23 protein-coding genes are annotated in these 23,190 nt (G+C 56.6%); 20 read left to right on the forward strand and 3 right to left on the reverse strand.

Annotated elements, in window-relative coordinates:
* The first annotated feature begins 164 nt into the window (after nt 1-164).
* The 11 genes from ACIGG6_RS09800 to ACIGG6_RS09850 all read left to right on the forward strand — a co-directional run bounded on the left by ACIGG6_RS09800 (nt 165) and on the right by ACIGG6_RS09850 (nt 9,951).
* Nucleotides 165-1,202 carry an OmpA family protein gene (locus ACIGG6_RS09800; protein WP_399844198.1) on the forward strand — a complete coding sequence of 346 codons (1,038 nt, stop codon included), beginning with the start codon at nt 165-167 and terminating at the stop codon, nt 1,200-1,202.
* 404 nt (nt 1,203-1,606) lie between these two features.
* Nucleotides 1,607-2,554, forward strand: coding sequence for an HAD-IIB family hydrolase (locus tag ACIGG6_RS09805; RefSeq protein ID WP_399844200.1), 948 nt, complete (start codon nt 1,607-1,609; stop codon nt 2,552-2,554).
* Between the two features lie 19 nt (nt 2,555-2,573).
* The gene (locus ACIGG6_RS09810) at nt 2,574-3,794 is read left to right on the forward strand and encodes a glycosyltransferase family protein (RefSeq protein WP_253505180.1); all 1,221 of its coding nucleotides are present in this window, start codon (nt 2,574-2,576) and stop codon (nt 3,792-3,794) included.
* Nucleotides 3,795-4,059: 265 nt separating this feature from the next.
* Nucleotides 4,060-4,926 (forward strand): MBL fold metallo-hydrolase, encoded by an 867-nt coding sequence (locus ACIGG6_RS09815; protein ID WP_399844202.1) that lies wholly within the window; start codon nt 4,060-4,062, stop codon nt 4,924-4,926.
* A gap of 47 nt (nt 4,927-4,973) precedes the next feature.
* Nucleotides 4,974-5,165: a DUF2892 domain-containing protein gene (locus ACIGG6_RS09820; RefSeq protein WP_399844204.1), complete on the forward strand. Its 192-nt coding sequence runs from the start codon at nt 4,974-4,976 to the stop codon at nt 5,163-5,165.
* Between the two features lie 33 nt (nt 5,166-5,198).
* Nucleotides 5,199-5,660 carry a YeeE/YedE family protein gene (locus ACIGG6_RS09825; protein ID WP_399844205.1) on the forward strand — a complete coding sequence of 154 codons (462 nt, stop codon included), beginning with the start codon at nt 5,199-5,201 and terminating at the stop codon, nt 5,658-5,660.
* Nucleotides 5,657-6,079, forward strand: a complete 423-nt coding sequence (locus tag ACIGG6_RS09830) for a DUF6691 family protein (protein WP_399844207.1) — start codon at nt 5,657-5,659, stop codon at nt 6,077-6,079. The genes ACIGG6_RS09825 and ACIGG6_RS09830 overlap by 4 nt, the downstream gene beginning before the upstream one ends.
* Nucleotides 6,080-6,220: 141 nt before the next feature.
* Nucleotides 6,221-6,922, forward strand: a complete 702-nt coding sequence (locus tag ACIGG6_RS09835; protein ID WP_399844209.1) for a response regulator — start codon at nt 6,221-6,223, stop codon at nt 6,920-6,922.
* Nucleotides 6,919-8,232 (forward strand): ATP-binding protein, encoded by a 1,314-nt coding sequence (locus ACIGG6_RS09840; RefSeq protein ID WP_399844211.1) that lies wholly within the window; start codon nt 6,919-6,921, stop codon nt 8,230-8,232. Before ACIGG6_RS09835 ends, ACIGG6_RS09840 begins: the two co-directional genes overlap by 4 nt.
* Before the next feature lie 37 nt (nt 8,233-8,269).
* Nucleotides 8,270-8,932, forward strand: a complete 663-nt coding sequence (locus ACIGG6_RS09845) for a c-type cytochrome (protein WP_399844212.1) — start codon at nt 8,270-8,272, stop codon at nt 8,930-8,932.
* Complete coding sequence (locus tag ACIGG6_RS09850; RefSeq protein WP_399844214.1) at nt 8,929-9,951, forward strand: c-type cytochrome; 1,023 nt, start codon at nt 8,929-8,931, stop codon at nt 9,949-9,951. Before ACIGG6_RS09845 ends, ACIGG6_RS09850 begins: the two co-directional genes overlap by 4 nt.
* Nucleotides 9,952-10,022: 71 nt before the next feature.
* Here ACIGG6_RS09850 and dsbG read toward each other — a convergent pair whose 3' ends face one another.
* The 3 genes from dsbG to ACIGG6_RS09865 form a co-directional block, all read right to left on the reverse strand.
* Complete coding sequence (gene dsbG / locus ACIGG6_RS09855) at nt 10,023-10,805, reverse strand: thiol:disulfide interchange protein DsbG (protein WP_399844216.1); 783 nt, start codon at nt 10,803-10,805, stop codon at nt 10,023-10,025.
* Between the two features lie 52 nt (nt 10,806-10,857).
* The gene (locus ACIGG6_RS09860) at nt 10,858-11,673 is read right to left on the reverse strand and encodes a prolipoprotein diacylglyceryl transferase family protein (protein ID WP_399844217.1); all 816 of its coding nucleotides are present in this window, start codon (nt 11,671-11,673) and stop codon (nt 10,858-10,860) included.
* 98 nt (nt 11,674-11,771) lie between these two features.
* Nucleotides 11,772-13,532 carry a sugar phosphorylase gene (locus ACIGG6_RS09865; RefSeq protein WP_399844219.1) on the reverse strand — a complete coding sequence of 587 codons (1,761 nt, stop codon included), beginning with the start codon at nt 13,530-13,532 and terminating at the stop codon, nt 11,772-11,774.
* Between the two features lie 260 nt (nt 13,533-13,792).
* On the opposite strand from ACIGG6_RS09865, the gene nrdR reads away from it, so the two are divergent.
* From nrdR to lon, 9 genes are all read left to right on the forward strand, one after another.
* A complete protein-coding gene (nrdR, locus tag ACIGG6_RS09870) occupies nt 13,793-14,290 on the forward strand; it encodes a transcriptional regulator NrdR (RefSeq protein WP_399844221.1) in 498 nt (165 codons plus the stop codon).
* Nucleotides 14,290-15,438, forward strand: coding sequence for a bifunctional diaminohydroxyphosphoribosylaminopyrimidine deaminase/5-amino-6-(5-phosphoribosylamino)uracil reductase RibD (gene ribD / locus ACIGG6_RS09875; protein WP_399844223.1), 1,149 nt, complete (start codon nt 14,290-14,292; stop codon nt 15,436-15,438). The genes nrdR and ribD overlap by 1 nt, the downstream gene beginning before the upstream one ends.
* Nucleotides 15,439-15,510: 72 nt before the next feature.
* A complete protein-coding gene (gene ribBA, locus ACIGG6_RS09880; RefSeq protein ID WP_399844225.1) occupies nt 15,511-16,677 on the forward strand; it encodes a bifunctional 3,4-dihydroxy-2-butanone-4-phosphate synthase/GTP cyclohydrolase II in 1,167 nt (388 codons plus the stop codon).
* Between the two features lie 4 nt (nt 16,678-16,681).
* Complete coding sequence (ribH, locus tag ACIGG6_RS09885) at nt 16,682-17,170, forward strand: 6,7-dimethyl-8-ribityllumazine synthase (RefSeq protein ID WP_399844226.1); 489 nt, start codon at nt 16,682-16,684, stop codon at nt 17,168-17,170.
* On the forward strand, nt 17,167-17,670 hold the full coding sequence (gene nusB, locus ACIGG6_RS09890) for a transcription antitermination factor NusB (RefSeq protein ID WP_044630379.1): 504 nt from the start codon (nt 17,167-17,169) through the stop codon (nt 17,668-17,670). Before ribH ends, nusB begins: the two co-directional genes overlap by 4 nt.
* Nucleotides 17,671-17,704: 34 nt before the next feature.
* Nucleotides 17,705-18,682 (forward strand): thiamine-phosphate kinase, encoded by a 978-nt coding sequence (gene thiL, locus ACIGG6_RS09895; protein ID WP_399844228.1) that lies wholly within the window; start codon nt 17,705-17,707, stop codon nt 18,680-18,682.
* The gene (locus ACIGG6_RS09900) at nt 18,679-19,152 is read left to right on the forward strand and encodes a phosphatidylglycerophosphatase A family protein (protein ID WP_044630377.1); all 474 of its coding nucleotides are present in this window, start codon (nt 18,679-18,681) and stop codon (nt 19,150-19,152) included. The genes thiL and ACIGG6_RS09900 overlap by 4 nt, the downstream gene beginning before the upstream one ends.
* 96 nt (nt 19,153-19,248) lie before the next feature.
* On the forward strand, nt 19,249-20,502 hold the full coding sequence (locus tag ACIGG6_RS09905) for a DUF945 family protein (RefSeq protein ID WP_083025635.1): 1,254 nt from the start codon (nt 19,249-19,251) through the stop codon (nt 20,500-20,502).
* Nucleotides 20,503-20,619: 117 nt separating this feature from the next.
* Nucleotides 20,620-23,079 (forward strand): endopeptidase La, encoded by a 2,460-nt coding sequence (lon, locus tag ACIGG6_RS09910; protein WP_399844231.1) that lies wholly within the window; start codon nt 20,620-20,622, stop codon nt 23,077-23,079.
* The last annotated feature ends 111 nt before the right edge of the window (nt 23,080-23,190 follow it).

Below are 23,190 nucleotides of genomic sequence, written 5' to 3' on the forward strand. Positions count from 1 at the left end.
TCCCAGGCCAACGGGGCGTAAAAAGTGGACAATGGGGAATGACGTGGGAAGAATGCGCACCTGATAGTTCCTTATCGCTACTAAACAGCTATTTGATAGACTAGTTTGCCATGCTTAGCTTAGATCGGCCACGAGGTTAGAAACTTGAATGAGTGATAACACCCATGCTTGAAGACCACCGCAGCGGCCCACGCCATGATTCGCTGTTGTCTGCGTACCCCGAAGACGAGAGCAATAGCGGCTGGATGATTAGCTACATCGACATTATGACGCTGTTGGTGGCACTGTTTGTGATTATTATCGCCGCAGCTGGGGTGACAAGCCCGGAGTGGTCATCTGCGGATAACCAGGTTGAGCCTGATAACCTCATTGCGCCACCGCTGGAAGTGCCGCTGCCAGATGTGTTGGATGAATTTCGTTCACAACGTAGCCCGATGTTGGCATCTGCCCCTGGAACGCTAAATCCGATGGCGATTAGTGCCGCGCTGGGTGTGGCGGGTTTACCCACCCGTTCTGTCTCCACCTTTAGCGTGCCGCCGCTATTAGCACTCCCTGAGCCAGCAGAGCTAACGCCGGCCGATGAGCTACCGTTCGTTAAGACGCTGTCTGAACGCCTGATACCGATACTTCCTACTCCTTTGGTGCGCGTAGAAGAAGAGGTGGCCGCTTCGCCCATGGCAGATTATATGGTGCTGCTGACGGATCGCCCCCCGGTTAATGTTCAGGAAATCAGCGATGAGGCCATCAGCAGCGCCCTAGCGCTGGACACAAGCCTGCCTGAGCGCGTTGAAACGTCCGCGTATCTGCCAAATTTAGAGGGCGTAGAGGTCTCCCGTGTGGCGGAGGGTATTAGCTTGCGGGTGCAAGATAGGCTGCTGTTCCCTTCTGCTATGGCGGAGCTTACCGAAGGCGGCTCATCGTTGGTGGGTAGCCTGCTGGAAACCATTCAGCGCTACGATGGTGAAGTATGGGTAGAGGGGCACTCCGATAGCCAAACCATTAACACGCCGGAGTTTTCATCTAACTGGGCGCTTTCAAGCGCCCGTGCTATCGCCATTGTAGAAGCCTTGGAGGAGGCGGGTGTGGCCTCTGAGCGTTTACGGGCAGTGGGCCTAGCGGCGACCCAGCCGTTAGAAGATAACAGCACGGCAGAAGGGCGTGCCCGTAACCGCCGGGTGGAAGTGGTCATCCATGTGGAGTAGGGCGCACTAGCCAAAGGGTAAGCACAATAAAAAAGCCCGCCGGGGGTGGCGGGCATTAAAGGGCTTGGCTCACTGCAGCCCACTGACATCAGGTGAGGGGGTGTACATGAATGTCAGTGAGTACAATATGAGTATAGCTATTTATGAGATTTTGCCAAGCGCTTGTGCAATTTTTTGTAGGCTTTTAGGCCGATATCTTAAATGAAAAAATTAGTTCACCATTTTTGCACCTATTTGGTGCTTTTCTGATGCGCTTTTTTGGTGCTCAAGCCTTCAGCGCCCTTTCTTTGATTTTAAGTATTTGATTTATATTAGATGAACTTCATTGGCATATATTCTGCTTTATTGCTTATCTGAAAGAGACGCCTGCGTAACGGCTTTTAAGATTGCAATAAGGTGGTGCCATGACCGAACAGACTCGCACTGCACATACTCAGACCGAGTTGCCTGATATAGCGCTGTCGCCCGGTAGTGCTGACCCAGCGCTTCAACCGCGCTTGGTGGTCACTGACCTAGACGGTTCCTTGCTAGACCACCACAGCTATGACTTCTCACCGGCATCGCCTTGGCTAGCGCGCCTAAAACAGCTGGGCGTGCCCGTTATACCGGTCACTAGTAAAACCCGTGCCGAACTTATTTCCCTGCGTGAAGCGCTAGGCCTGACGGCTACCCCATTTGTGGCGGAAAACGGCGCTGTGATTGGCCTGCCACCGGGCTGGTGTCACGCACGGCTAGACCGCCCAGGTAGTGGCCTGGATGGCGTGGTGGTTAAACACACTGGAGTAGATGTGGGCTTTATCCGGGCACGGCTTAACGTCTGGCGCAAACGCCTGGGAGTTCGTTTTACCCGTATGAGTGAGCTGGATATTGCCCAAGTCATGGCGCTTACCGGTTTAGATGAACCCCGTGCCAAGGCTGCCCGAAAGCGTGAAGGCAGCGAGCCGCTTATCTGGGAAGACGACGAGGCCGCGCTGGCAAACTTTCGCTTAGCGCTTGAGGGCGATGGGTTGACGCTGACGCAAGGCGGGCGCTTTTGGCACGTAATGGGTAAGGCCTCGGATAAAGGCAGTGCCGTTGACTGGCTTGTTAAACGATTTACCGCTTTACGGGGTCGTGCGCCGCTCTCATTAGGGCTAGGCGATGGCCCCAATGATATTTCCATGCTCGATGCCGTCGATCAGGCCGTCGTGATTAAAGGCTGCCACGACTTAACCGTCACACCCACGAACACAGCACTTTATCGCACTAAAGAAACTGGACCAACGGGCTGGGCCGAGGGGGTGGCCCACTGGTGGGGGCGAGACGACCGCCGACTAGCGGCGGTACTCAGCCAACAACCAGAAACGGCCTAACCCAAAAGGGGATCAGCGAATGAGTGACTTTCATCAAAATGGCGTTATCACCGATTTTCATAACCTAACTCGCCGCCCGGTAGAGGCACTGGAGCAGGAGCTGAGTCAGTTTGCTAAGCGTCGCCCGATGGGGTTGATACTACCGTCGCTGTTTTCCGAGCTAGAGGGTCCGGCGCTTTCTGCCATCGTGGATGAGTTAGTGAAGGTGCCTTACCTCAACGAGATTGTAATTGGCCTGGACCGCGCCGACCGTGAGCAATTCTTGTACGCCCGGGAGTTTTTCTCTCGCTTGCCCCAGCATACGCGCATTCTATGGAACGACGGGCCACGCCTACGCGAGTTAGACGCCGAGCTGGAAAGCCACGGTCTGGGAGCGTTAGAGCCAGGCAAAGGGCGCAATGTGTGGTACTGCGCAGGTTACGTGCTGGCGTCTGGGCGTTCGTCGGTGGTGGGATTACACGACTGCGATATCTTGACCTACGACCGCAGCCTGTTGGCTCGGCTCATGTACCCCGTGGCTCATCCACGTTTTAACTACAGCTTCTGTAAGGGCTACTACCCGCGCATCGCGGAAGGAAAACTGAACGGCCGCGTTTCTCGATTGATGGTGACGCCGCTGCTGCGGGCACTAAAAACGGTATGCGGGCCGCTACCCTATTTGGACTACTTAGATAGCTTCCGCTACCCGCTCTCTGGGGAGTTTGCAATGCGCAGCGATGTGCTGGAAGGCATCCGTATTCCTGCCGACTGGGGGCTGGAAATTGGCGTACTCTCTGAGCTGCAGCGCAACTACTCCCACCGCCAGCTATGTCAGGTCGATATTGCCGATGCTTACGACCACAAGCATCAGCCCGTTAGCGAAGATGACGCCAATGCAGGCCTTAACCGCATGAGCCTGGATATCGCTAAAGCGCTGTATCGCAAGCTGGCCACCCAAGGCGTGAGCTTTAGCAGTGAAGACTTCCGCACGCTAAAAGCCACGTACTATCGTTTAGCACTCGATTTGATCGAAGCCTACGACCACGACGCCACCATGAACGGCCTGAGTTTAGACCGTCACTGTGAAGAGCAGGCGGTGGAGTTATTTGCCAGCAACCTGCTGGAAGCGGGCAACCTGTTTTTGGATAACCCCCGCGAACGGCCATTTATTCCTAGCTGGAACCGCGTTCAGGCCGCTGTACCCGACATACTGGCGCGGATGCATGAGGCGGTAGAGTTGGATAACCAAGGGAAGGTGTAACGATAGGCATCAGCGTAAGTTGCCTCAGTTTCTCGAAACCGCTGCACGGTGAGCTGCAGCGGTTTTTTTATACCTGTCTGTAATGCAAACCCTTTCTATCCACTGCTTAGAGGGGGCGCGGATTCTGACGATCTAATAAACATAAAGTAGAAACAAAGGTACTGTAATTATAAATTGATATAAATATATAACCATTATTGCGCTACACTCACTGTATAGATCCACTGATAGCAGTCCATCCTCACCATCCTCAGGAGGCTCCAGAATGCAGCGCCCTATCGTTACCCACTTCTTTGATGAGCCAACCAATACGTTCAGCTATGTGGTGCAAGACCCTGATAGCAGCGCGTGCGCCATTATCGACTCTGTTCTGGACTTTGATTACGCGGCAGGGCGCACTGATGTTCGTTCAGCTAATCAAATTATAGCGTTTGTCCGTGAAAAGCGGCTGGAAGTGGCTTGGATATTGGAAACCCATGTCCACGCCGACCACCTCTCCGCAGCGCCGTATCTGCATGATCAGTTAGGAGGCAAAACGGGCATTGGTGCTCATATCGTCGAGGTGCAGGAGATTTTTGGTAAAGCGTTTAATGCAGGCACCGAGTTTGCGCGTGACGGCAGTCAGTTCGATGCGCTCTTTAAAGAAGGCGACACCTTCAACATCGGTGCACTTGAAGGGCGGGTGCTGCATACGCCGGGTCATACGCCAGCCTGCTTGACCTATGTGGTGGGCGATGCCGCCTTTGTGGGCGATACCCTGTTTATGCCGGATTACGGCACCGCGCGCTGCGATTTTCCCGGTGGCGATGCTCGCACGCTCTATCACTCTATTCAGAAAGTACTGGCCCTGCCTGAGCAAACGCGGCTGTTTCTATGCCACGACTATAAAGCGCCAGGGCGCGAGTTATTTCAGCACGAAACTTCCGTTGCTGAGCAGCGCAAAACGAACGTGCACGTCCATGACGGCATTAGTGAGGAAGAGTTCGTCAAAATGCGTACCGAACGGGATGCCACGCTGGGAATGCCACGTCTGATTATTCCTTCGGTACAGGTCAATATGCGGGCCGGCGAGCTGCCGCCCGCCGAAGATAACGGCCAGGTATACCTAAAAGTACCAATTAACTGGTTTTAAGCGGCGGTGGGTTTACTTAACGACACATAAATGGGTAGGAAACAGTGATGAAAACTAACGTAGGCGGCATCGACAAAATAGCGCGGATTGCTGTGGGTTTAGTGTTAATCGTGCTGACCTTGATGGGCACGATTGGTGTATGGGGGTGGATAGGGGGCGTGCCGTTGGCAACGGGGCTATTCAATTTCTGCCCGGTGTATTCGCTCATGGGTATATCCACCTGTAAAACCAAGCGTTAGGCAACGAGCGTTGGGTAACATAAGGAGCTAGATGTGGATTGGATAGCGAGCCTGCACGGGCTAGTGGGCGGTGTGCTGATTGGACTTTCAGCAGTGTGGCTGATGGGCGCACTAGGCCGCATTGCCGGTATCAGCGGCATCATTGGCGGTTTAATTACTCAGCGTCCCAAGGGGGATAGTGCTTGGCGGGTGGCGTTTTTAGCGGGGCTAATTAGCGGACCGCTGCTGGTGATGGCAGTGGGAGGCGGGCTGGGTAACGTGGCGGGCGTGCCCGGTGCAGTGATTGGTGAGCCAGCGGGTGGCGTACCGCTGATGCTGCTGGCAGGGCTATTGGTTGGCGTCGGTACAGGGCTTGGTAGTGGTTGCACCAGCGGCCACGGCGTGTGCGGCTTGGCGCGCTTGGCCCCCCGCTCCATGGCAGCCACGGCTATGTTTTTGGTCACGGCGATTGCCACGGTTTATGTGGTGCGGCATGTCATGGGAGGTGGGGTATGAGTACACCAGCCGTCAAAACAGCGGCGGGTTACATCGCAGGCTTGCTATTTGGCATAGGGCTGGCGATTTCCGGCATGACGGACCCCGCGCGGGTGTTGGGCTTTTTAGATATTGCCGGTGCCTGGGATCCCACGTTGATGTTTGTACTCGGGGCCGCCGTAGGCACCACCTTTGTGGGCTACCGCTTAGTATTCGCTCGCGGTACGCCGCTGTTTAGCACCAAATTTCAACTGCCGACCAAGCAGGAGCTTGATGCCAAATTGCTAGGCGGCGCGGCGCTGTTTGGGGTGGGCTGGGGGCTTTCCGGCTACTGCCCTGGGCCTGCCATTGCCTCCATTGGTGGGCTAACGCTGCCGCTTCTTGCACTGCTGGCGGCGATGGTGCTGGGCTGGTTTATTGCCCAGCGTATCGCTCGCTAAGTGAGCAACTCCGTTCACGATGACGCCCTTACTTTCCCTGGTAAGGGCGCTTTTTTTGATCTGGTGCAAGGGTTTTGCCAAAGGGCTTAACGTTCGGTTAATGCACGTTTGTCATGCTGCTTCCATCACAAGGAAACCGCTATGCACGTCCTACTCATAGAAGATGATCCACTGGTGGCCTCTGGCATTCGTTCTGGGCTGATGATGTACCACTTCGTTGTGGAGCACGTTACCTCGGTGCAGGCTGCGCGTCAGGCGATGCAAAGTGTCGCCAGCGACGTGGTGATTCTTGATCGTGGACTACCCGATGGCGATGGCTTGGCGCTGCTGCAATCCTGGCGCGATGAGGGCGTGACGACACCTGTGCTCATGCTGACTGCCAGGGATGCCGTGCGCGACAGAGTGGATGGGCTGCAAAGCGGGGCCGATGATTATCTAGTGAAGCCCTTTGATTTAGATGAGCTGGTGGCAAGACTACATGCGCTACTGCGGCGCGTAGCCGGGCGCAGCCAAGGGCTGACCGTGCATGGCGCGCTGACACTAGACCCCTGCGCTCGGGAGGTGCGGGTAGCGGGCGAACTGATAGCGCTCTCCCGCCGTGAGTTGGTGCTGTTAGAGGCTTTTTTACACGCCCCGCGCAGCGTGCTCTCGGCGGACCAGCTCAAAGATAGCCTCTATGGGCTAAGCGATGACGTAGAGAGTAATGCGCTCAATGTCCATATTCACCATCTGCGCCGCAAATTGGGCAGTGGGATTATCGAGACCGTGCGCGGCCTGGGCTACCGCTTGGGCAAGCCAGAAGCCGTGCTTGCGCCGGGGCAAACGCCTAAGGGGCAGCGATGAGTCTACGCGCCCGCCTGCTACTCACGCTTGGGCTGACGTTGGCGCTGCTATGGGGCGTTGCGGCTGCTTGGCTGCTCAACGATTTGCAGAAAACCTTTGTCGCCACCCTGGACCAGCGTTTGGCTCAGTCCGCGCGCATGGTGGCCGGGCTGGTGCATCAATTGCCGGAGGAGGTGTGGGAGCAGAGCATGATGACGACGCTTGCCATTCCACCCATCGAGGGGCTGGCTTGCCAGGTGCACTCGCCACGCGGAGAGGTGATTGCTCGCACCCACGCCAACATGGATAGCGTGCTAGCGCCAGGGCAGCGCGGTCACACCTACCGCCAGGAAGGCGATACCACTTGGCGCGTCTTTACCTACGAGCGCGGCGGCCTGGTCATTACCACGGCGGATCGAATGGATGAGCGCACGATGCTGCTAAACGGGGTAGTTCGGGTAGCCGTCGTGCCGTTTGTGGTGGCGTTAACCGGCAGCCTGATTGCGCTATGGGTGGGTATATGGCGCGGGCTGGCACCGCTGTCACGGTTGCGTGAGTCGTTAGCCAGCCGCCACCCAGAAGCGCTGGCACCGGTGGCTACCTACGGCGTGCCGAAAGAGATTAAGCCCCTTATCGATACGCTCAACAGCCTCTTAATACGCGTGCAGCAAACCCTGGTGCGGGAGCAGCGTTTTACCAATGACGCCGCCCATGAGCTGCGCACCCCTCTCACCGCTATTAAGACGCACCTACAGGTCGCCCAACGTGCTGAAGGCCCGGCTGCTCAAGAAGCCCTTAAGTATGCCGAAGCAGGCGTCGTGCGCTTGGCCCACACCTTAGACCAACTGCTCACGCTGGCCCGTGTGGAAGGCCGCATGCGCTTTGATGATGGTGAGCCAAGCGAAGTAGCCCAAGTTGTTGAGTTAGCTGTTGCTGATAGCGCCGCTGCTCAGGGGCAGTGCCAGTGGCCTGAAGTGCTGCCTCATGTGTATTTGGCCATGCCCAGAGAGCTGGCGATTACGGCGCTGCGTAACCTAGTGGATAACGCATTGCATCACGGGCCACGCGGAGCGCCCATCACCCTGACGGCAGAACAAACGCATAGCGACATTACCTTCACCGTGCATGACCAAGGCCCCGGGGTGGATGAAGAGACACTGGCCCAACTGACACAACGTTTTTGGCGGGCCAGTAAGCAGCAGGGCAGTGGTCTGGGGTTGGCCATCGTTGCAGCGATTGCCGAGCGTTTTGGTGGCGACGTGCGTTTTGAGAACGCAAAAGCAGGGGGCTTCTATGCGCATCTCACGATTCCCACGGTGTCACCGCTATAAAGCAATTCCATAACAACCGACGCGATCAGGGGGAGTAATGAAAACATCAATGTGGGGCAGGCTTAGCCTGCTGATGGGCGCTTGCTTGATGGCGAGTGGCAGCATAGCTCAAGAGGGAGATGCCGAGCGGGGTGAAGCGGCATCGGCGACATGTGTGGCCTGTCACCAAGCCAACGGAGGAGGCATGAACATTTCCGGCGGCGAATCCTGGCCGCGCTTGGCAGGCTTAAATTCCAACTACATCGCTAAGCAGCTGCACGATTTTAAAGCCGGGGACCGTCAGAACGCGACGATGGTGACGTTCGCCAATATGCTCGACGATCAGCAAATTGCCGACGTAGCGGCGTATTACAGCCAGCTACCCGCGACGCCAGGCCAAGGCGGCGACAATGCCGATGAAGCGCTGCTGGCTCGCGGCGAGCAGCTGGCCGAACGGGGCGACTGGAACGCTTATATTGTCTCCTGTAAGAGTTGCCATGGCCCGGGCGGCCAGGGGGTGGGAGAGACGTTCCCCGGCATTGCTGGGCAACATGCGGGCTATATCAGTGCACAGCTAAACGCTTGGAAGAATGACACACGCAGCAACGACCCTCAAAACCTAATGGGGGCGATTGCCAAGCGTATGAGTGAAGAGGATATTCAGGCGGTCTCCGCGTGGTACGCCACCCAGCCCGCCGCTGAAGGGGAGGCCGCACAATGAGCACTTACCATCGTTATATAGTGATCGCGCTATCCAGCAGCGCGCTTGCAGTGGGCACCGGTTTGAGCCTCTACGCAGCGAGTGCGTTTGCCCAGCAGGAGGAGCGGGACGATGCCGCGCTGAATCAGCTAGTACACGAACCGCCCACCATGGAAGACTTGGAGGCCTCGGATCTCCATCCAGAGCTTAAAAAAGTCATCCGCTACGGTTATGACCTATTTACCAATACCCAGCAGCTGCGAGGGGAGTATGTGTTCAACGATATGAACTGCTCAAGCTGCCACCTGGGAGAGGGTCGCGTACCGTTTAGCGCGCCGGTATGGCCAGCAGCGGTCACCTTGCCGGATTTTCGCGGCAAAAATCAGCACGTGAACAATCTGGAGGAGCGTATTGCAGGTTGCTTCGCCTACTCCATGAACGGCACGCCGCCGGAGTATGGCAGCGATGAAATGCTGGCGCTTAGCGCCTACCATCAGTGGCTAGCCACCGGTGCGCCGATGTACCCCGATAAACCGATCTATGGCCGTGGTTTCCCAGCGCCTGAACAGCCTGAAACACCCAGCTATGCCAGAGGCGAGGCGGCGTACCAGGAAAACTGCGCCATCTGCCACCAAGAAGATGGCTCTGGGCACTATGAAAACGGCGAGTATGTGTTCCCCGCCCCTTGGGGCGATGGCTCTAACAACTGGGGGGCCGGTATTGCACGGGTAGAGACCATGGCAGGTTTCATCTACCAAAACATGCCGCTGGGCCAGCCGCGCTCGTTAACCGGCCAGCAGGCCTGGGATATTGCCTACTACATCAATAGCCAAGAGCGCCCCCAAGACCCGCGCTACACCGGCGATGTTGCAGAAACCGCCGAGCGATTCGGCCCCACATTCCACAACCGCTCGCTCTACGGCCAAACCCGCGAGCATGACGGCCATGTGCTAGGCGACCACGCTAATTTTGGTGAGAAAGGTGACATCCAACCCTGGAACGTTGGCATGCCACGGTTCGAAAATCTCTCTGAGGAGTAAAGCGCGTAAAAACACACCAAAAGGGCGGCTATGAGGCCGCCCTTTTGATAGAAGCCTGTGCTGTTAGCTAGTTAAGGCGCTTCGCTACCCATCATCTCAATGAGGCGTTCTTGGCTGGGGAGGCCTTGGATTCGGTCAATGCGCACAGTGCCGCCTTCAGCCTCACGTTGGAAAGCGCTGGTGGGGGTGGCGTAGAGGCCTAGCTCTTCAAAGAGTTGATTATTGGCGTAGACTTGCTCTTCGATATCCCGTGGCTGCGCGCTGGGGGTGAGTTCGTCGCCTTCGCTGTGACGGTGCAGGGCGGCGGAGGGGTCGTCAGCGCCGAGAAGCGTGGCGGCTAACGCAGGGCTATTAGGGGCGAGAATACCGACCATAATATGGCGCAGCTGAACCTCGCCAGCCTCTACCCAGGGGCGTGTTTGTTGCCATAGTTGACGGCAGTAGGGGCAGTTGGCGTCGGTGAAGGTGTAGATGATGCGTGGGGCATCCGGGTCGCCATCCTGAATCCAGCGACTCTCTTCAAGCAGCTCCCAAGTTTCGGCTTCCAGCGGGGCTCGCACATGCTCATCTAGCTGTGCCTCTGTCAGGTCACTGCCTTCGCTGTCTACCAGCGTGCCAATAATGGCGTGCTCTCCATCAGGCGTTAAATAAATCGCCATATCTTGTCCTTGCACGCTTGCCCCAAAGCCGCGCATTCCACCTGGCGCATCAAACTGTCCATGAATCGTTAAGCCCTGGTTGGCCAGCGCTTGCACCGGGGCTGGTAGCTCGTCGGCATGGCTGGCTGCCGCTGCGCTACCCAGCGCGGCAAGTAAAGCGAAACGGCTAATATGGGGTAAGAAAACACGTTGCATAGCACTATCCTTATGAAAACGGCTTGGTGTGGGTGCCGCGAGGCAAAATATATTAGCGAATACGCGTAAGGCCATCTTGCAGAGTGGCGCGGGAAAGCTCGCCAAAATGGGTGCTCACGAGCTGGCCATCCGCGTTGTAGTAAAGCGTTGTGGGCATGGCATGGGCTCCGGTGGTTTGGCTCAGGGCATTGCTCGGATCCTGCCACACATTATTCAAATCAAAGCCGTTTTTGCTCATAAAAGCTTCGATTTGCTGAAGGCTTTCACCTTGGTTAACGAACACAAAGGTGATGTCTTGCGCTTGTTGCTGGGCCTCTTCAAACACCGGCATTTCACGAATACATGGCGGGCACCAACTTGCCCAGAGGTTAACTACCATGGGCTGTTGCTGCTGCTGAGCAAGTTGGGGCAGGGTAATAGGCTCGCCGCTGAGCGTAGCAAGCGGGGTAGTGGGCAGCGGGCGTGCCTGCTGTTCGATCAGTAGCGTACTGCCAGCCGTCAAGCCCCAGGCTAAACCGCCTACCAAAAGCGCCCCTGCCAGCGGCACTCGTTGGCGAGGTGAGCGCCATAGTGCCCAACCGGCGTAGCTAAGGCCCGCCACTATGCCACCGAGTATATCGAAGCCGCCATCGCGAATATCTAGGCGCGACAGCAAGCCGTCATAGTCGCTCCAGTAACGCACAACAAAGACGAGGCGTGCGGCCACCATCGCCACAAATAGAAGGGTAAATAACGTATCGCTGACCGCCACGCGATGCCGCTGGCCAATAAGCGCACCCGCTAGCAGGGCCAGTAAAAAGGCAAATCCAATCATCAATTGATGCAGACTAAACCCCATGGGGCCAATCGCAACGCTTTGCTGCAACATAGTCACTCACGCTTTCACCAGTGGTTTAGCGTGAGTGTGTCAGAACAAGATTATTTAACGATTATCTCTCGCTACCCTGAGTCGTTATGTCGCAAGCCTTACGCTTCAGCAACCAGCCAGCGTACGGCATAGGGCGGCAGTGTTTCTTCGTGGTGAGCTGTCAGCGGGTCAAGCGGCTGCCAGTGGTGCTGAGTGAGCGCTTGGTTCAGGGCATCGCCTGCGTGAGCGAGATCAAACTTACCATCGGTAACGTTATGCAGCGCGAGCAGGCGTCGCCCGTTATGGATTGGCCCGCGCTCAATGGCTAGCAGTTCGGGTGGCGTTTCTATCACGCGCTGCGGGGCGTTGGGGTGGAAGCAGGGCTCTTGGCGACGCTGTTCCAGCAGCCGGTGAAGAGCTCGAAAAACGTCATGGGTTGGGGTGGAAGGGCTCTCTATCAGCAGTGCCAGCTCATCAAGCTGCCAGCGGCGACGGTTAATCGAGCGTAAGCGGCCGCTGCGCTCCACGCCTTCGACATCGTTTAGCGTGCCGGTGAGCGTATGGATATAGAGCGCGGGTATTCCTTGCAGGCTCAGCATGATCGCTTGGCTGCATAGAAAGCGCGCAATTTGCCACGGGTCTGGCCCGCGGCGGGTGCCGCGCATGGCCTCAAACCAGGTAATGTTGATTTCGTAGGGTGTATCGCTGCCATCAGGGTTGCTGCGCATGCTGACAAACCCACCAAAACGATGCATCAGTTCCAGCAGCGCGTCGCGTTCATGGTCAGGCAGCAGGCCTTCTAACGGCCGTACGCCAATACCGTCGTGGCTCGCGGTGAAGTTTAAGTAGGTGCACTGTTCAGGCAGCACCGGCAGGCTGTTTAACCACGTTTGTATCGTCGTCGCTTCGCCGCGGGTGAGGGTGTGCAGCAGCAGGGGCGGCAGGGCGAACTGGTACACCATGTGGGCTTCATCGGGCGCGCCTTTCGCTAATCGCTCCAAGCCAAAGTAGCTGATGTTTTCGGCATGGGGCACGTTGGTTTCGGTGATCAGCAGCGTGCCGGGGGCTATTTCATCCACGATGGCGCGAAGTAAGCGCACAACTGTATGGGTTTCCGGCAGGTGAATGCAGGAGGTGCCCAATCGCTTCCACAAAAACGCCACCGCGTCCAAGCGAATAATGCGCACCCCTTGCTGTAGGTAGAACAGCAGAATACCCACGAACTCTAGCAACACATCCGGGTTTTCGAAGTTGAGATCTATTTGGTCTTCCGAGAAAGTCGCCCACACGTGGCGCGTACCCCGGCGCGTAGAGATCGGCACTAGAAGTGGGCTACTGCGCGGGCGGGTGACTTGGGAGACATCGGTATCCGCATCAACTTCTATAAAGTAGTCGCGACCGGGCAGGCTGCCGGTCAGGTAATCCACAAACCAGAGCGACTCTCTGGAGACATGGTTCAGCACTAAATCAGCCATCAAGTCATAGTGGCTGGCTAGCGTTTGGATATGCGCCCACTCGCCCAGCTCGCTATTGACCTCGCGGTAGTGAATCACCGAAAAGCCGTCGTCACTGCTCCATGGGAAAAAGGGCAGCACGTGAACCCCGCTGATGGCATCCCCCAGGTAGCGCTGCAGAAAGGTGTCCAGTACCGCTAATGGTGGCGTGTCATCTTCTACGATGGAGTCACCGTAACAGATGACCCACTGATCTTTTTCGCTCCATGTTGGTGCGTTTTTAGATGTTGCGCTCACCGGTAGAGCAGCTGTCGAGGTGGTGCGGAAATGCTCAATATGCTGGCCTATGCGCCGCTGTACCTCCCCCGCACGGGGGCCATATAGGTGGGTTAGGTAACGGTGAACGGTCTGCTCGAAAATGGTCATAAAGGGCGTCCTATCAATCAACCTTCGACAAACGCTGCAGCTTGTGTGCCAAATCGTTACAATACCGTGTTGATACGCGTTGTATAACACAGCTACGCCGTAAGGGCAGCGATAAGGCTGCCGCTGACAATAGGCGATAAAACAGTTTATAAAATGGCGAATAACGGGCAGGGCATGAAGCCTTGTAGCGCTTTTTATTCGTACAGGCTGACACGCTGCACGCACAGCTACTAGTGCGTACTGATAATAGGTTGACTGCCATGCATTGCCCTTTTTGTGGTGCAAATGATACCCGAGTGACAGATTCCAGGCTGGTGGCGGAAGGCGACCAAGTGCGCCGCCGCCGTCAGTGTGCCAACTGCCAAGAGCGTTTTACGACTTATGAAACCGCTGAGCTGATTATGCCGCGGGTCGTAAAATCCGACGGCTCCCGCGAGAGCTTTAATGAGGCGAAACTACGCGACGGTATGCTACGCGCGCTGGAAAAACGCCCGGTAAGCGCTGAAGCGATTGAAGCGTCGGTAGAGCGTATTCGCCAGACGCTGCGCGCCCGTGGCGACCGTGAAGTAAACGCGCGTGAGATTGGGGAAGCGGTTATGAAAGCGCTGCGTAGCTTGGATCAAGTGGCCTATATTCGTTTCGCCTCGGTATATCGTAAATTTCAGGATTTAGACGAGTTCCGGGCGGAAATCGACCGCCTCTCCCAAGAGCCCACGGATGAGCCAGAGGGCAGTGGGACACAACACGGAGCATCGTAATGGGTGAATTCTCCACCGCCGACTATCGCTACATGGCTCGCGCTATCCAGCTAGCCAAACGCGGGCTTTATACCACCGACCCCAATCCCAGGGTGGGGTGTGTGATGGTGCGCTTTGATGGCAGCGCGGAAGGTAGCATTGTGGGCGAGGGATACCATGTGCGTGCGGGAGAGCCCCATGCAGAAATTCACGCCCTAAAGGCGGTAGGCAGCGCCGCCCAGGGTGCCACCGCTTATGTCACTCTAGAGCCTTGCTCACATACCGGGCGAACAGGGCCCTGCGCGGTGGCGCTGGCGCAAGCGGGTGTTGCGCGCGTGGTGGTGGCGATGGGGGACCCTAATCCCCAGGTCAGCGGTGGCGGTATTGAGCATTTGAAAGCAGCAGGCATTCAGGTGCAGGTAGGCCTGTTGGAAGCAGATGCCCGGGCGCTGAATCCGGGCTTTATTTCCCGTATGGAGCGTCAGCGCCCCTTTGTGCGGCTGAAAATGGCGATGAGCTTGGATGGCCGTACCGCCATGGGGTCGGGGGAGTCCCAGTGGATTACCGGCCCGCAAGCGCGCACCCAGGTACAGCGGCTGCGCGCCCGCTCAAGCGCTATTCTGAGCGGCGTGGAATCTATCATTATGGATGATTCACGCTTAACGCTGCGTGCCGACCAACTGGCACTGGATAACGCCGCCGAGATCGTGCAGCGCCAGCCGCTAAGAGTGATCTTGGATTCGCGCCTTCGCTTACCACTTGCTGCGGCCTGCCTACGAGAGCCAGGGCGCACGCTGATTATCACCACCGATCAGCATAGCGAAGAGAAACGGCGTAAACTGGCGGCGGCGGGTGCTGAGATTCAGGTGCTTCCTGCCGAAGGAGGCCGGATTGCGCTGGCTGACATGCTGCGTTGGCTGGCGGATAATGAGCAGGTTAACGAGCTGTTGGTAGAGACCGGCGCAACGCTAGCGGGAGCGTTACTGGAGGCGAATTTAGTCGACGAGCTGCAGCTATTTGTCGCTCCTACGCTATTAGGCGGTCAAGCAAGGCCACTCTTTGCACTGCCGGGAATTACCCAGATGGCCGATCAAAAACGTTTAACGATTAAAGAGTCGCGAACTGTTGGGCAAGATTGGTGGATCATCGCCACCCCTCACGCTGACTAGCGCAAGCTGCCATTGCAAGGTACCCTGACGCCCGAAATCGCATACGATGCGACCACATTTTTTGGAGATTCCATGGCGCACTCCTCTTCTGAGGGCTTATCCCCTATCGCTGAGCTGGTGGACGATATTCGCCAGGGCAAAATGGTGATTCTCATGGATGATGAGGATCGCGAGAATGAAGGTGATATCATCATGGCCGCCGAAATGGTGAAGCCTGAGCATATCAACTTCATGGCACGATACGCGTGCGGCTTGATCTGTATGCCGATGACCCGTGAGCGCTGCGAGCAGCTCAACTTGCCGCTCATGGTGCGCGACAACGGCTCAGGCTTTGGCACCAAGTTCACGCTCTCTATTGAGGCAACCGAAGGCGTCACGACCGGTATTTCAGCGGCTGACCGCGCGCGCACTGTGCAAGCAGCCGTTGCACCCAACGCTAAACCGTCGGATATCGTTCAGCCAGGGCATATTTTCCCGCTGATGGCCGAGCCGGGCGGCGTGCTTCGCCGTGCCGGTCATACGGAGGCGGCCTGTGATTTGGCAGCGCTGGCAGGCTTTGACCCCAGCGGTGTGATTTGTGAAATTATGAACGATGACGGCAGCATGGCGCGTCGTCCGGAACTGGAAGTGTTTGCGAAGGCGCATGGCATTAAGATGGGCACCATTGCCGATCTGATCCACTACCGTATTGTGAACGAGCAAACGGTGGACCATGTAGAAACCTCTCAGGTGTCTACCGTTCACGGCAAGCTTGCGCTACATGTGTTCCGTGATCGCATTCAAGGTGCGCACCATTTGGCGCTGGTAAAAGGGCAGCCAACTCCAGAGCAGGCCACCACCGTACGCGTGCACCTTGCCGATACGCTGCGCGACGTGATGGGCTTAATGAAGGGTGAGCTGTGTCGGTGGGATGCCAACCGCGCTATTCATGAAATTGCCCAAGCCCAGGCCGGTGTGTTTGTACTGATTGATGATGGGCGTCCTAACCAAGATTTGAAAGACCAGCTAGATATCTTCCTGGATCGCGTACGCCAGCCGCGTACCAGCGACTCAGACGGTTCTGGCAACTACTTAACGATTGGTACTGGCTCGCAGATTCTGCGCCACTTAGGCGTTGGTAAAATGCGGCTACTCAGCTCTCCGTGGAAATTCTCGGCGCTCTCTGGGTTTGATCTTGAAGTAGTCGAGCGCCTGGGGCCCAATGACACGGCGTATGAGCCAACTTTTCAGCAGGAATAAATTGATGCAACCCCTTTCGCAAATTGAAGGCACTTTTGTAGACGTTGATGGACGCTATGTCATCGTGGTGGGCCGCTTTAATCACCACGTGGTCGATAGCTTGGTGGAAGGTGCCGTCGATAGCCTGACACGCCACGGTGTGGATGTGGAAAATATTCATATCGTTCATGTGCCGGGCGCGTGGGAACTGCCCCTGGCCGTGAAGCGTGTACTCAATGTGATGAAGCCGGATGCGGTAATCGCTCTTGGTGCGGTCATTCGTGGCGGCACGCCGCATTTTGAGTACGTGGCGGGTGGCTGCAACACGGCTATTAACCATCTCCAGCTTGAGTGTGATACGCCCGTAGCCAATGGCGTATTGACCGTTGAGTCTATTGAGCAAGCCATTGAGCGTGCAGGCACCAAAGCCGGTAATAAAGGCACCGAAGCGGCGATGGCCGCGATGGAAATGGTGTCTCTGCTGCGCGCGCTGCCGGTAGGAGATTCTCAATGAGCGAGCGTCGTGAGCGCAAGCCCTCTGCGGCACAGCAGGGGCGTCACGCCGCAAGGGAGTTAGCGGTACAGGGGCTTTACCAGTGGCAGATGACCGGTAAGTCCATTACCACGATTGAAGCTGAGTTTCGTAGCCAGGTGGCTGACGATGACTTAGAAGATCATGAGAACTGGGTAAAGGTCATGGAAATCGCGGACAAAGCGCTGTTCCATGAGCTACTGCATAACACGGTGCGTTTCAAAACCGAGCTGGACCGTGAAATTGCCCCATTGCTTGATCGCCGTTTGGAAGATTTGGACGCGGTGGAGCTGGCGATTCTTCGTCTCGGCGCTTACGAGCTATCCCGGCGAATGGAGGTGCCTTACCGCGTAGTGATTAACGAAGGCGTTGAGCTGGCAAAATCATTTGGCGCCACCGACGGCCATAAATACGTGAATGGCATTCTCGATAAGCTGGCAAACCGCTTACGAAGTGCCGAAGTCAGCGCCCGCCGCTTGTAAGCGGGCCGCCTGATCAAGCGTTTAAGGGGCCTTTGTGCTTGCCGAATTCGATCTGATTCGACGTTACTTTATGTCGCCGCAGGAGGCACAAGCGACAGATGGCGTTGCCCTAGGATGCGGCGATGACGCCACTCTATTGGTACCCCAGGCGGGGCAGCAGCTGGCGGTGAGTGTTGATACATCCGTCGTCGATGTTCACTTTCCCCACGATGCCCCCGCCTATGCGATAGGACACCGGGCGTTAGCCGTGGCACTCAGCGACTTAGCCGCGATGGGGGCTAAGTCGCGCTGGTGCTTGATGGCTATCACCTTGGATCAGCGCGCCTTTAAAGATGACACTGCCGCTGAGCAGTGGCTTGCCGATTATGCCAGCGGTTTTCACACGCTTTGCCAGCAGCACGCGACGACACTCGCTGGAGGCGATGTTACCTCTGGCGCGCTCAGCATTAGCGTCACCGTGATGGGCGAAGTGCCTACTGGCACGGCTATAACGCGTTCGGGCGCGCAGGTGGGCGATGTGGTGGCCGTGACCGGTGCATTAGGTGGCGGTGCTGGCGGGCTAGCGTTGTGGCAACAGGGTGAACGGGATCTGAAACACCCGTTGCTACAGCGCTATCTCTTGCCTCAGCCCCGGCTAAAGGCCGGCATTGCGCTACGCGGACTGGCCACAGCGGCGATGGATATCTCTGATGGCCTGCTAGCAGATCTGGCGCATCTGCGGGAAGCGTCCCAGGTAGGTGTCGCTTTGCAGCCCGACTCGCTACCCCTAGCCGAAGGATTAGCCGAAGTGCTGGGCAGCGAAGCGGCCTTAACCGCAGCGCTATCTGGCGGTGATGACTACGAACTGCTGGTGACACTACCTCCCGCCAAGGTTGCTCAAGCGCAAATGCAGCTGGCCGAGTTAGGCCTTTCGCTTAGCATTATTGGCCGCTGCACCGAAGCGCTTGGAGTGACGGGAGTGCCTGTAGAAGGGGCGACTGGCTGGCAGCATTTTCGTGGGGGTGCCCAATGAACCGAGCACCGGCGAGCGTCTGGCGGCGCCCCACCCACTTTTTTGCTTTTGGCTTAGGCAGTGGCACGGTGCCTTGGGCACCGGGCACCTTCGGTACCCTGGCTGCGATTCCTTTCTACTGGATGATGGCCGACCTGACGTTAGGCTGGTACCTAGGCATTGTGTTGGCAGCCTTTGTGGTTGGCGTATGGCTGTGCGATAAAACGTCTCATGACCTGGGGGTGCATGATCACTCAGGGATCGTATGGGATGAGTTTGTTGGTTACTGGATTACCATGGCAGCGGTTCCTTTCTCCTGGGAGGCAGCGCTGTGGGGGTTTGTGGTATTTCGCATCTTCGATGTCTTTAAGCCATGGCCCATTCGCTGGGCTGACCGCCGAGTAGCCGGTGGTTTTGGCATTATGATTGATGATGTGATGGCAGGGGTCTACGCCTGGAGTACTATGCACCTTTGGTTTTGGCTGCATTAAGTTAAGCCTGCGCATCAACTGCTATGCTTACTGTGTTGCACGCCTACTGCTTGCATGGAGTGAAGCCTTCTTGGGGAGGCTATTCAAGGAGATAGCATGCGCAAGGAACGTTTGATCGTGCCTATCCTCGCGGCCGTGGCCGTGATCTGGATGGTCGCGCAACTGCTATCCAGCGTTCTTTTTGAACGTAGCCTACGCCAAGCGCTGGAAGATCTGGAGGCGCGGGGCGAATGGCGTGTCAGTCGAATTGAGAACCACCAGGGGTGGCTAACCTCCCGTGGAAGGCTGATTCTTTCTCCTCTTTTAGGTCGGCCTTGGCGTTTGGAACTGACCTACCGGGCCCGTCATGGTGTGCTCAGCACGGATGTTGAAGGCACCCTATTGCCGCGCTTGGATAGTGTATTGCAGAAAGCGGTGGGTGAGGTCTCGGCGCCTTCGGTGCCACGCTGGCAAGGCCGCTACCAAACGTTGAGTGGGCACACCGAGCTGCGTCTGGCCCTGGCGCCCTTTGTGATTCAGCAGAGCGGGCGTGAGCTGGCGGTTCGTGGTGCTCGCGTTCGGCTAGAGGGGCTGTTTGGTGACTGGCGTTTGCGCGGGTTGCTGGAACAGCTCACGCTGACCGATGGCCTTGCCCAACTCACGCTGGGGCCAACCCAGCTAGAGAGCCGTTATACCTATATTGAAGATGCCTACCATTTTGCTCAGCGCGACCATCTGCATATTGAAAGTTTAGCGCTGCGCTATCCCGCTTACGATATTCATGTCACACCCTTAGATGTGCATAGCCATATGGAGCTGGATGAGAGTGAGCTGCGCTTGAAGGGCGAGCTGATTATTGGCGATGTGCGTGTGCCTAGCGAAGCACCTGATACCTCGCTGTTAAGCGGCCGTATAGAAGCGGAGCTTTCCCGGCTAAACGGAGATGCAGTGCGGGCAACCATTCGTCGGCTGCGTCAGGAGGCTGCTTGGGGCGATGCCAGCCTGCCTATGGCAGAAGGCTTATTGTCACGCTTAGAGCCAGATTTGCTCCAGGTACTCAGTGATTCTCCGCGCTTAGATGTCACCGCGATTGATATTGATAGCCCGTTACTTGGCTTGCAGGTGGATGCCGAGGGGGCTCTGTTTTTTGATGCGCGCCGCCTGGATGAGTTAAGTATCACAGCTCTTGGTAAATCCGATGAACGTGCTCGCTGGTTAGAGCGTATTGATGGCGATTTTGTGTGGCACGAGGCGCCCACGGTGGCTGCCCTATGGCTAGGCCTGCCGCTAGGCACGCGGGATCTGCAGTTTGATGTCGTTCGTGGAGTATGGCGTGTGAATGGCCGCCCTATGCCGACGCTTTGGCCATGAATGCTTTCACAACCATTGGCTAAATTGCCTTGAGGGTTGAAGTTTTCCCTGTGTGCCCACATTCCTTTAGCAATGCTGAGTGGCCCAAGCCGCTAGTGACTGTTGATGGGAGGGCGCATGAGCGACCAGGATTACGATCGAGAACACGAACATCAAGACTGGCTTACTGAGAGTGAGTCGCACGATTCCCAAGAAGATAACCCCAAAAGCAACGATTACCGCTCTGATGGTGAGCGGGTAAATTCGCTAGTGCCTGCCAGTGAGATGCTGCCCGAGCGCATCTACCTGCTACCGATTCATAACCGTCCTTTCTTTCCTGCCCAGGTTCAGCCGCTGGTCATTAACCGCGAGCGCTGGGAAGAGACCATGCGCCGGGTCAATAACACGCCACACCACACCATCGGCGTTGCGTTTGTTGGGGAGCATGGCGTTGAGTCGCTGGATCACGAAGGCTTCCCCGAGATTGGCACCGCAGTGAAGGTGCATAAGCTCAAAGGCGAAGATCAACAGATTCAGTTCATTGCTCAGGGGTTGCAGCGTTTTAAAATCCAGCGCTGGCTCTCCAAAGAGCCGCCTTACTTGGTGGAAGTGACTTACCCGAAAGAGCCGGTCAATGCCGAAGATGAAGAGACCCGTGCCTATGCCATGGCGATCATCAACGGCATTAAAGAGCTGCTGCCCATTAACCCGCTCTATGGGGAGGAGCTAAAACACTACCTTAACCGTTTTAGCCCCCATCAGCCCGGCCCGCTGACCGACTTCGCTGCAGCGATTACCTCGGCCAAAGGTCCAGAGCTTCAGGATGTACTGGCCACACTGCCTGTTGCTGAACGCATGCACAAAGTGCTGCCGCTGCTGCGTAAAGAGATCGATGTCGCCCAGTTGCAAAGCGAAATCAGCGAGCAGGTCAATGCCCAGATGCAGGAGCGTCAGCGGGAATTTTTCCTACGCGAACAGCTGAAGGTGATTCAGCGTGAGCTGGGCATCTCTAAAGATGACCGCGAAAACGACGTGGATACTTTCCGAAACCGGCTGGAATCCTTGGTGGTGCCAGAGCGAGTTCAGGCACGTATTGATGAGGAGCTGAATAAACTCAGCGTGCTGGAAACGGGCTCGCCGGAGTATGGCACCACCCGCAACTATCTGGACTGGTTAACCTCGCTGCCTTGGGGAGTAACCAGCCAGGATAAGCTGGATCTTGCCCATGCTCGAGAAGTCCTCGACCGCGACCACGATGGCCTAAAAGACGTGAAAGAGCGGATTGTCGAGTTCCTTGCCGAGGGCACCTTTAAAGGCGATGTGGGCGGCTCGATTGTGCTGCTGGTTGGCCCGCCAGGGGTGGGTAAAACCTCCATTGGGCGCTCGATTGCGGAAGCGTTGGGGCGTGAGTTTTATCGTTTCTCTGTGGGCGGTATGCGGGATGAGGCTGAGATAAAAGGCCACCGGCGTACCTACATTGGCGCGATGCCCGGCAAGCTCGTTCAGGCCTTCAAAGAGGTTGAGGTAGAAAACCCGGTCATCATGCTTGATGAGATCGATAAGCTGGGTCAATCTTTCCAGGGTGACCCCGCCTCGGCGCTGCTCGAAGTCCTCGACCCCGAGCAAAACGTCGACTTTCTGGACCACTACCTCGACGTACGGATGGATCTCTCCAAGGTGCTCTTCGTCTGTACCGCCAACACGCTGGACAGCATCCCCGGCCCGCTGCTGGATCGCATGGAGCAAATTCGCCTGTCAGGCTATATCGCCGAAGAGAAGCTGCAAATCGCCAAGCATCACCTCTGGCCGAAGCTGCTCAAACGCGACAACCTGACGAAAAAGCGCATTAACTTGAGCGATGCGGCGCTGAAGCAGGTGATCGACGGCTATGCACGTGAAGCAGGCGTTCGCCAGTTGGAAAAACAGCTGCACCGTATTGTGCGCAAAGCTGCAGTGAAGCTGCTGGAAGAGGACGTTGAAACCGTCAAAGTCTCGGTCAAGAACCTGGAAGAGTTCCTGGGCGCGCCGCTATTCCGTAAAGAGAAAGTGCTTAAAGGCGAAGGGGTGGTGACAGGCCTTGCTTGGACCTCGATGGGTGGCGCTACCTTGCCTATTGAGGCAGGCAAAGTCCACTCGTTAGATCGTGGCTTCAAGCTGACCGGTAAATTGGGCGACGTGATGAAAGAGTCGGCTAATATCGCCTACAGCTATACGCTTGGCCATTTGGCTGAGTATGGAGCCGATGCTGACTTCTTTGACTCCGCTTTTGTACACCTGCACGTACCGGAAGGGGCGACGCCCAAGGATGGTCCGTCGGCAGGCGTGACCATGACGACTGCACTGCTGTCGCTGGCTAAACATCAGTCGATTAACCGCCCGCTGGCGATGACTGGGGAACTAACCCTTACCGGCCAGGTATTGCCAGTCGGTGGTATTAGAGAAAAAATCATTGCAGCACGGCGCAGCGATATTTTTGAGGTCATTTTGCCTGAGGCTAACCGCCGTGATTACGAAGAGCTGCCCGAGTACCTGAAAGAGGGTATGACGGTTCACTTCGCTAACCGTTATCGGGATGTTGCTAACGTGGTATTTAAGTAGCTCTCTTCGCTGGTTTTTGCTTTAGGCAATAGGGTTTGATTAGCGCCGCTCTGAAAAGAGCGGCGCTTTTTTACATCTGTTTACTGGTGAAAAGCATCGCTTAACCTGGAT

The sequence above is a fragment of the Vreelandella lionensis genome, assembly GCF_044543515.1.
Classification (GTDB): Bacteria; Pseudomonadota; Gammaproteobacteria; order Pseudomonadales; family Halomonadaceae; genus Vreelandella; species Vreelandella lionensis.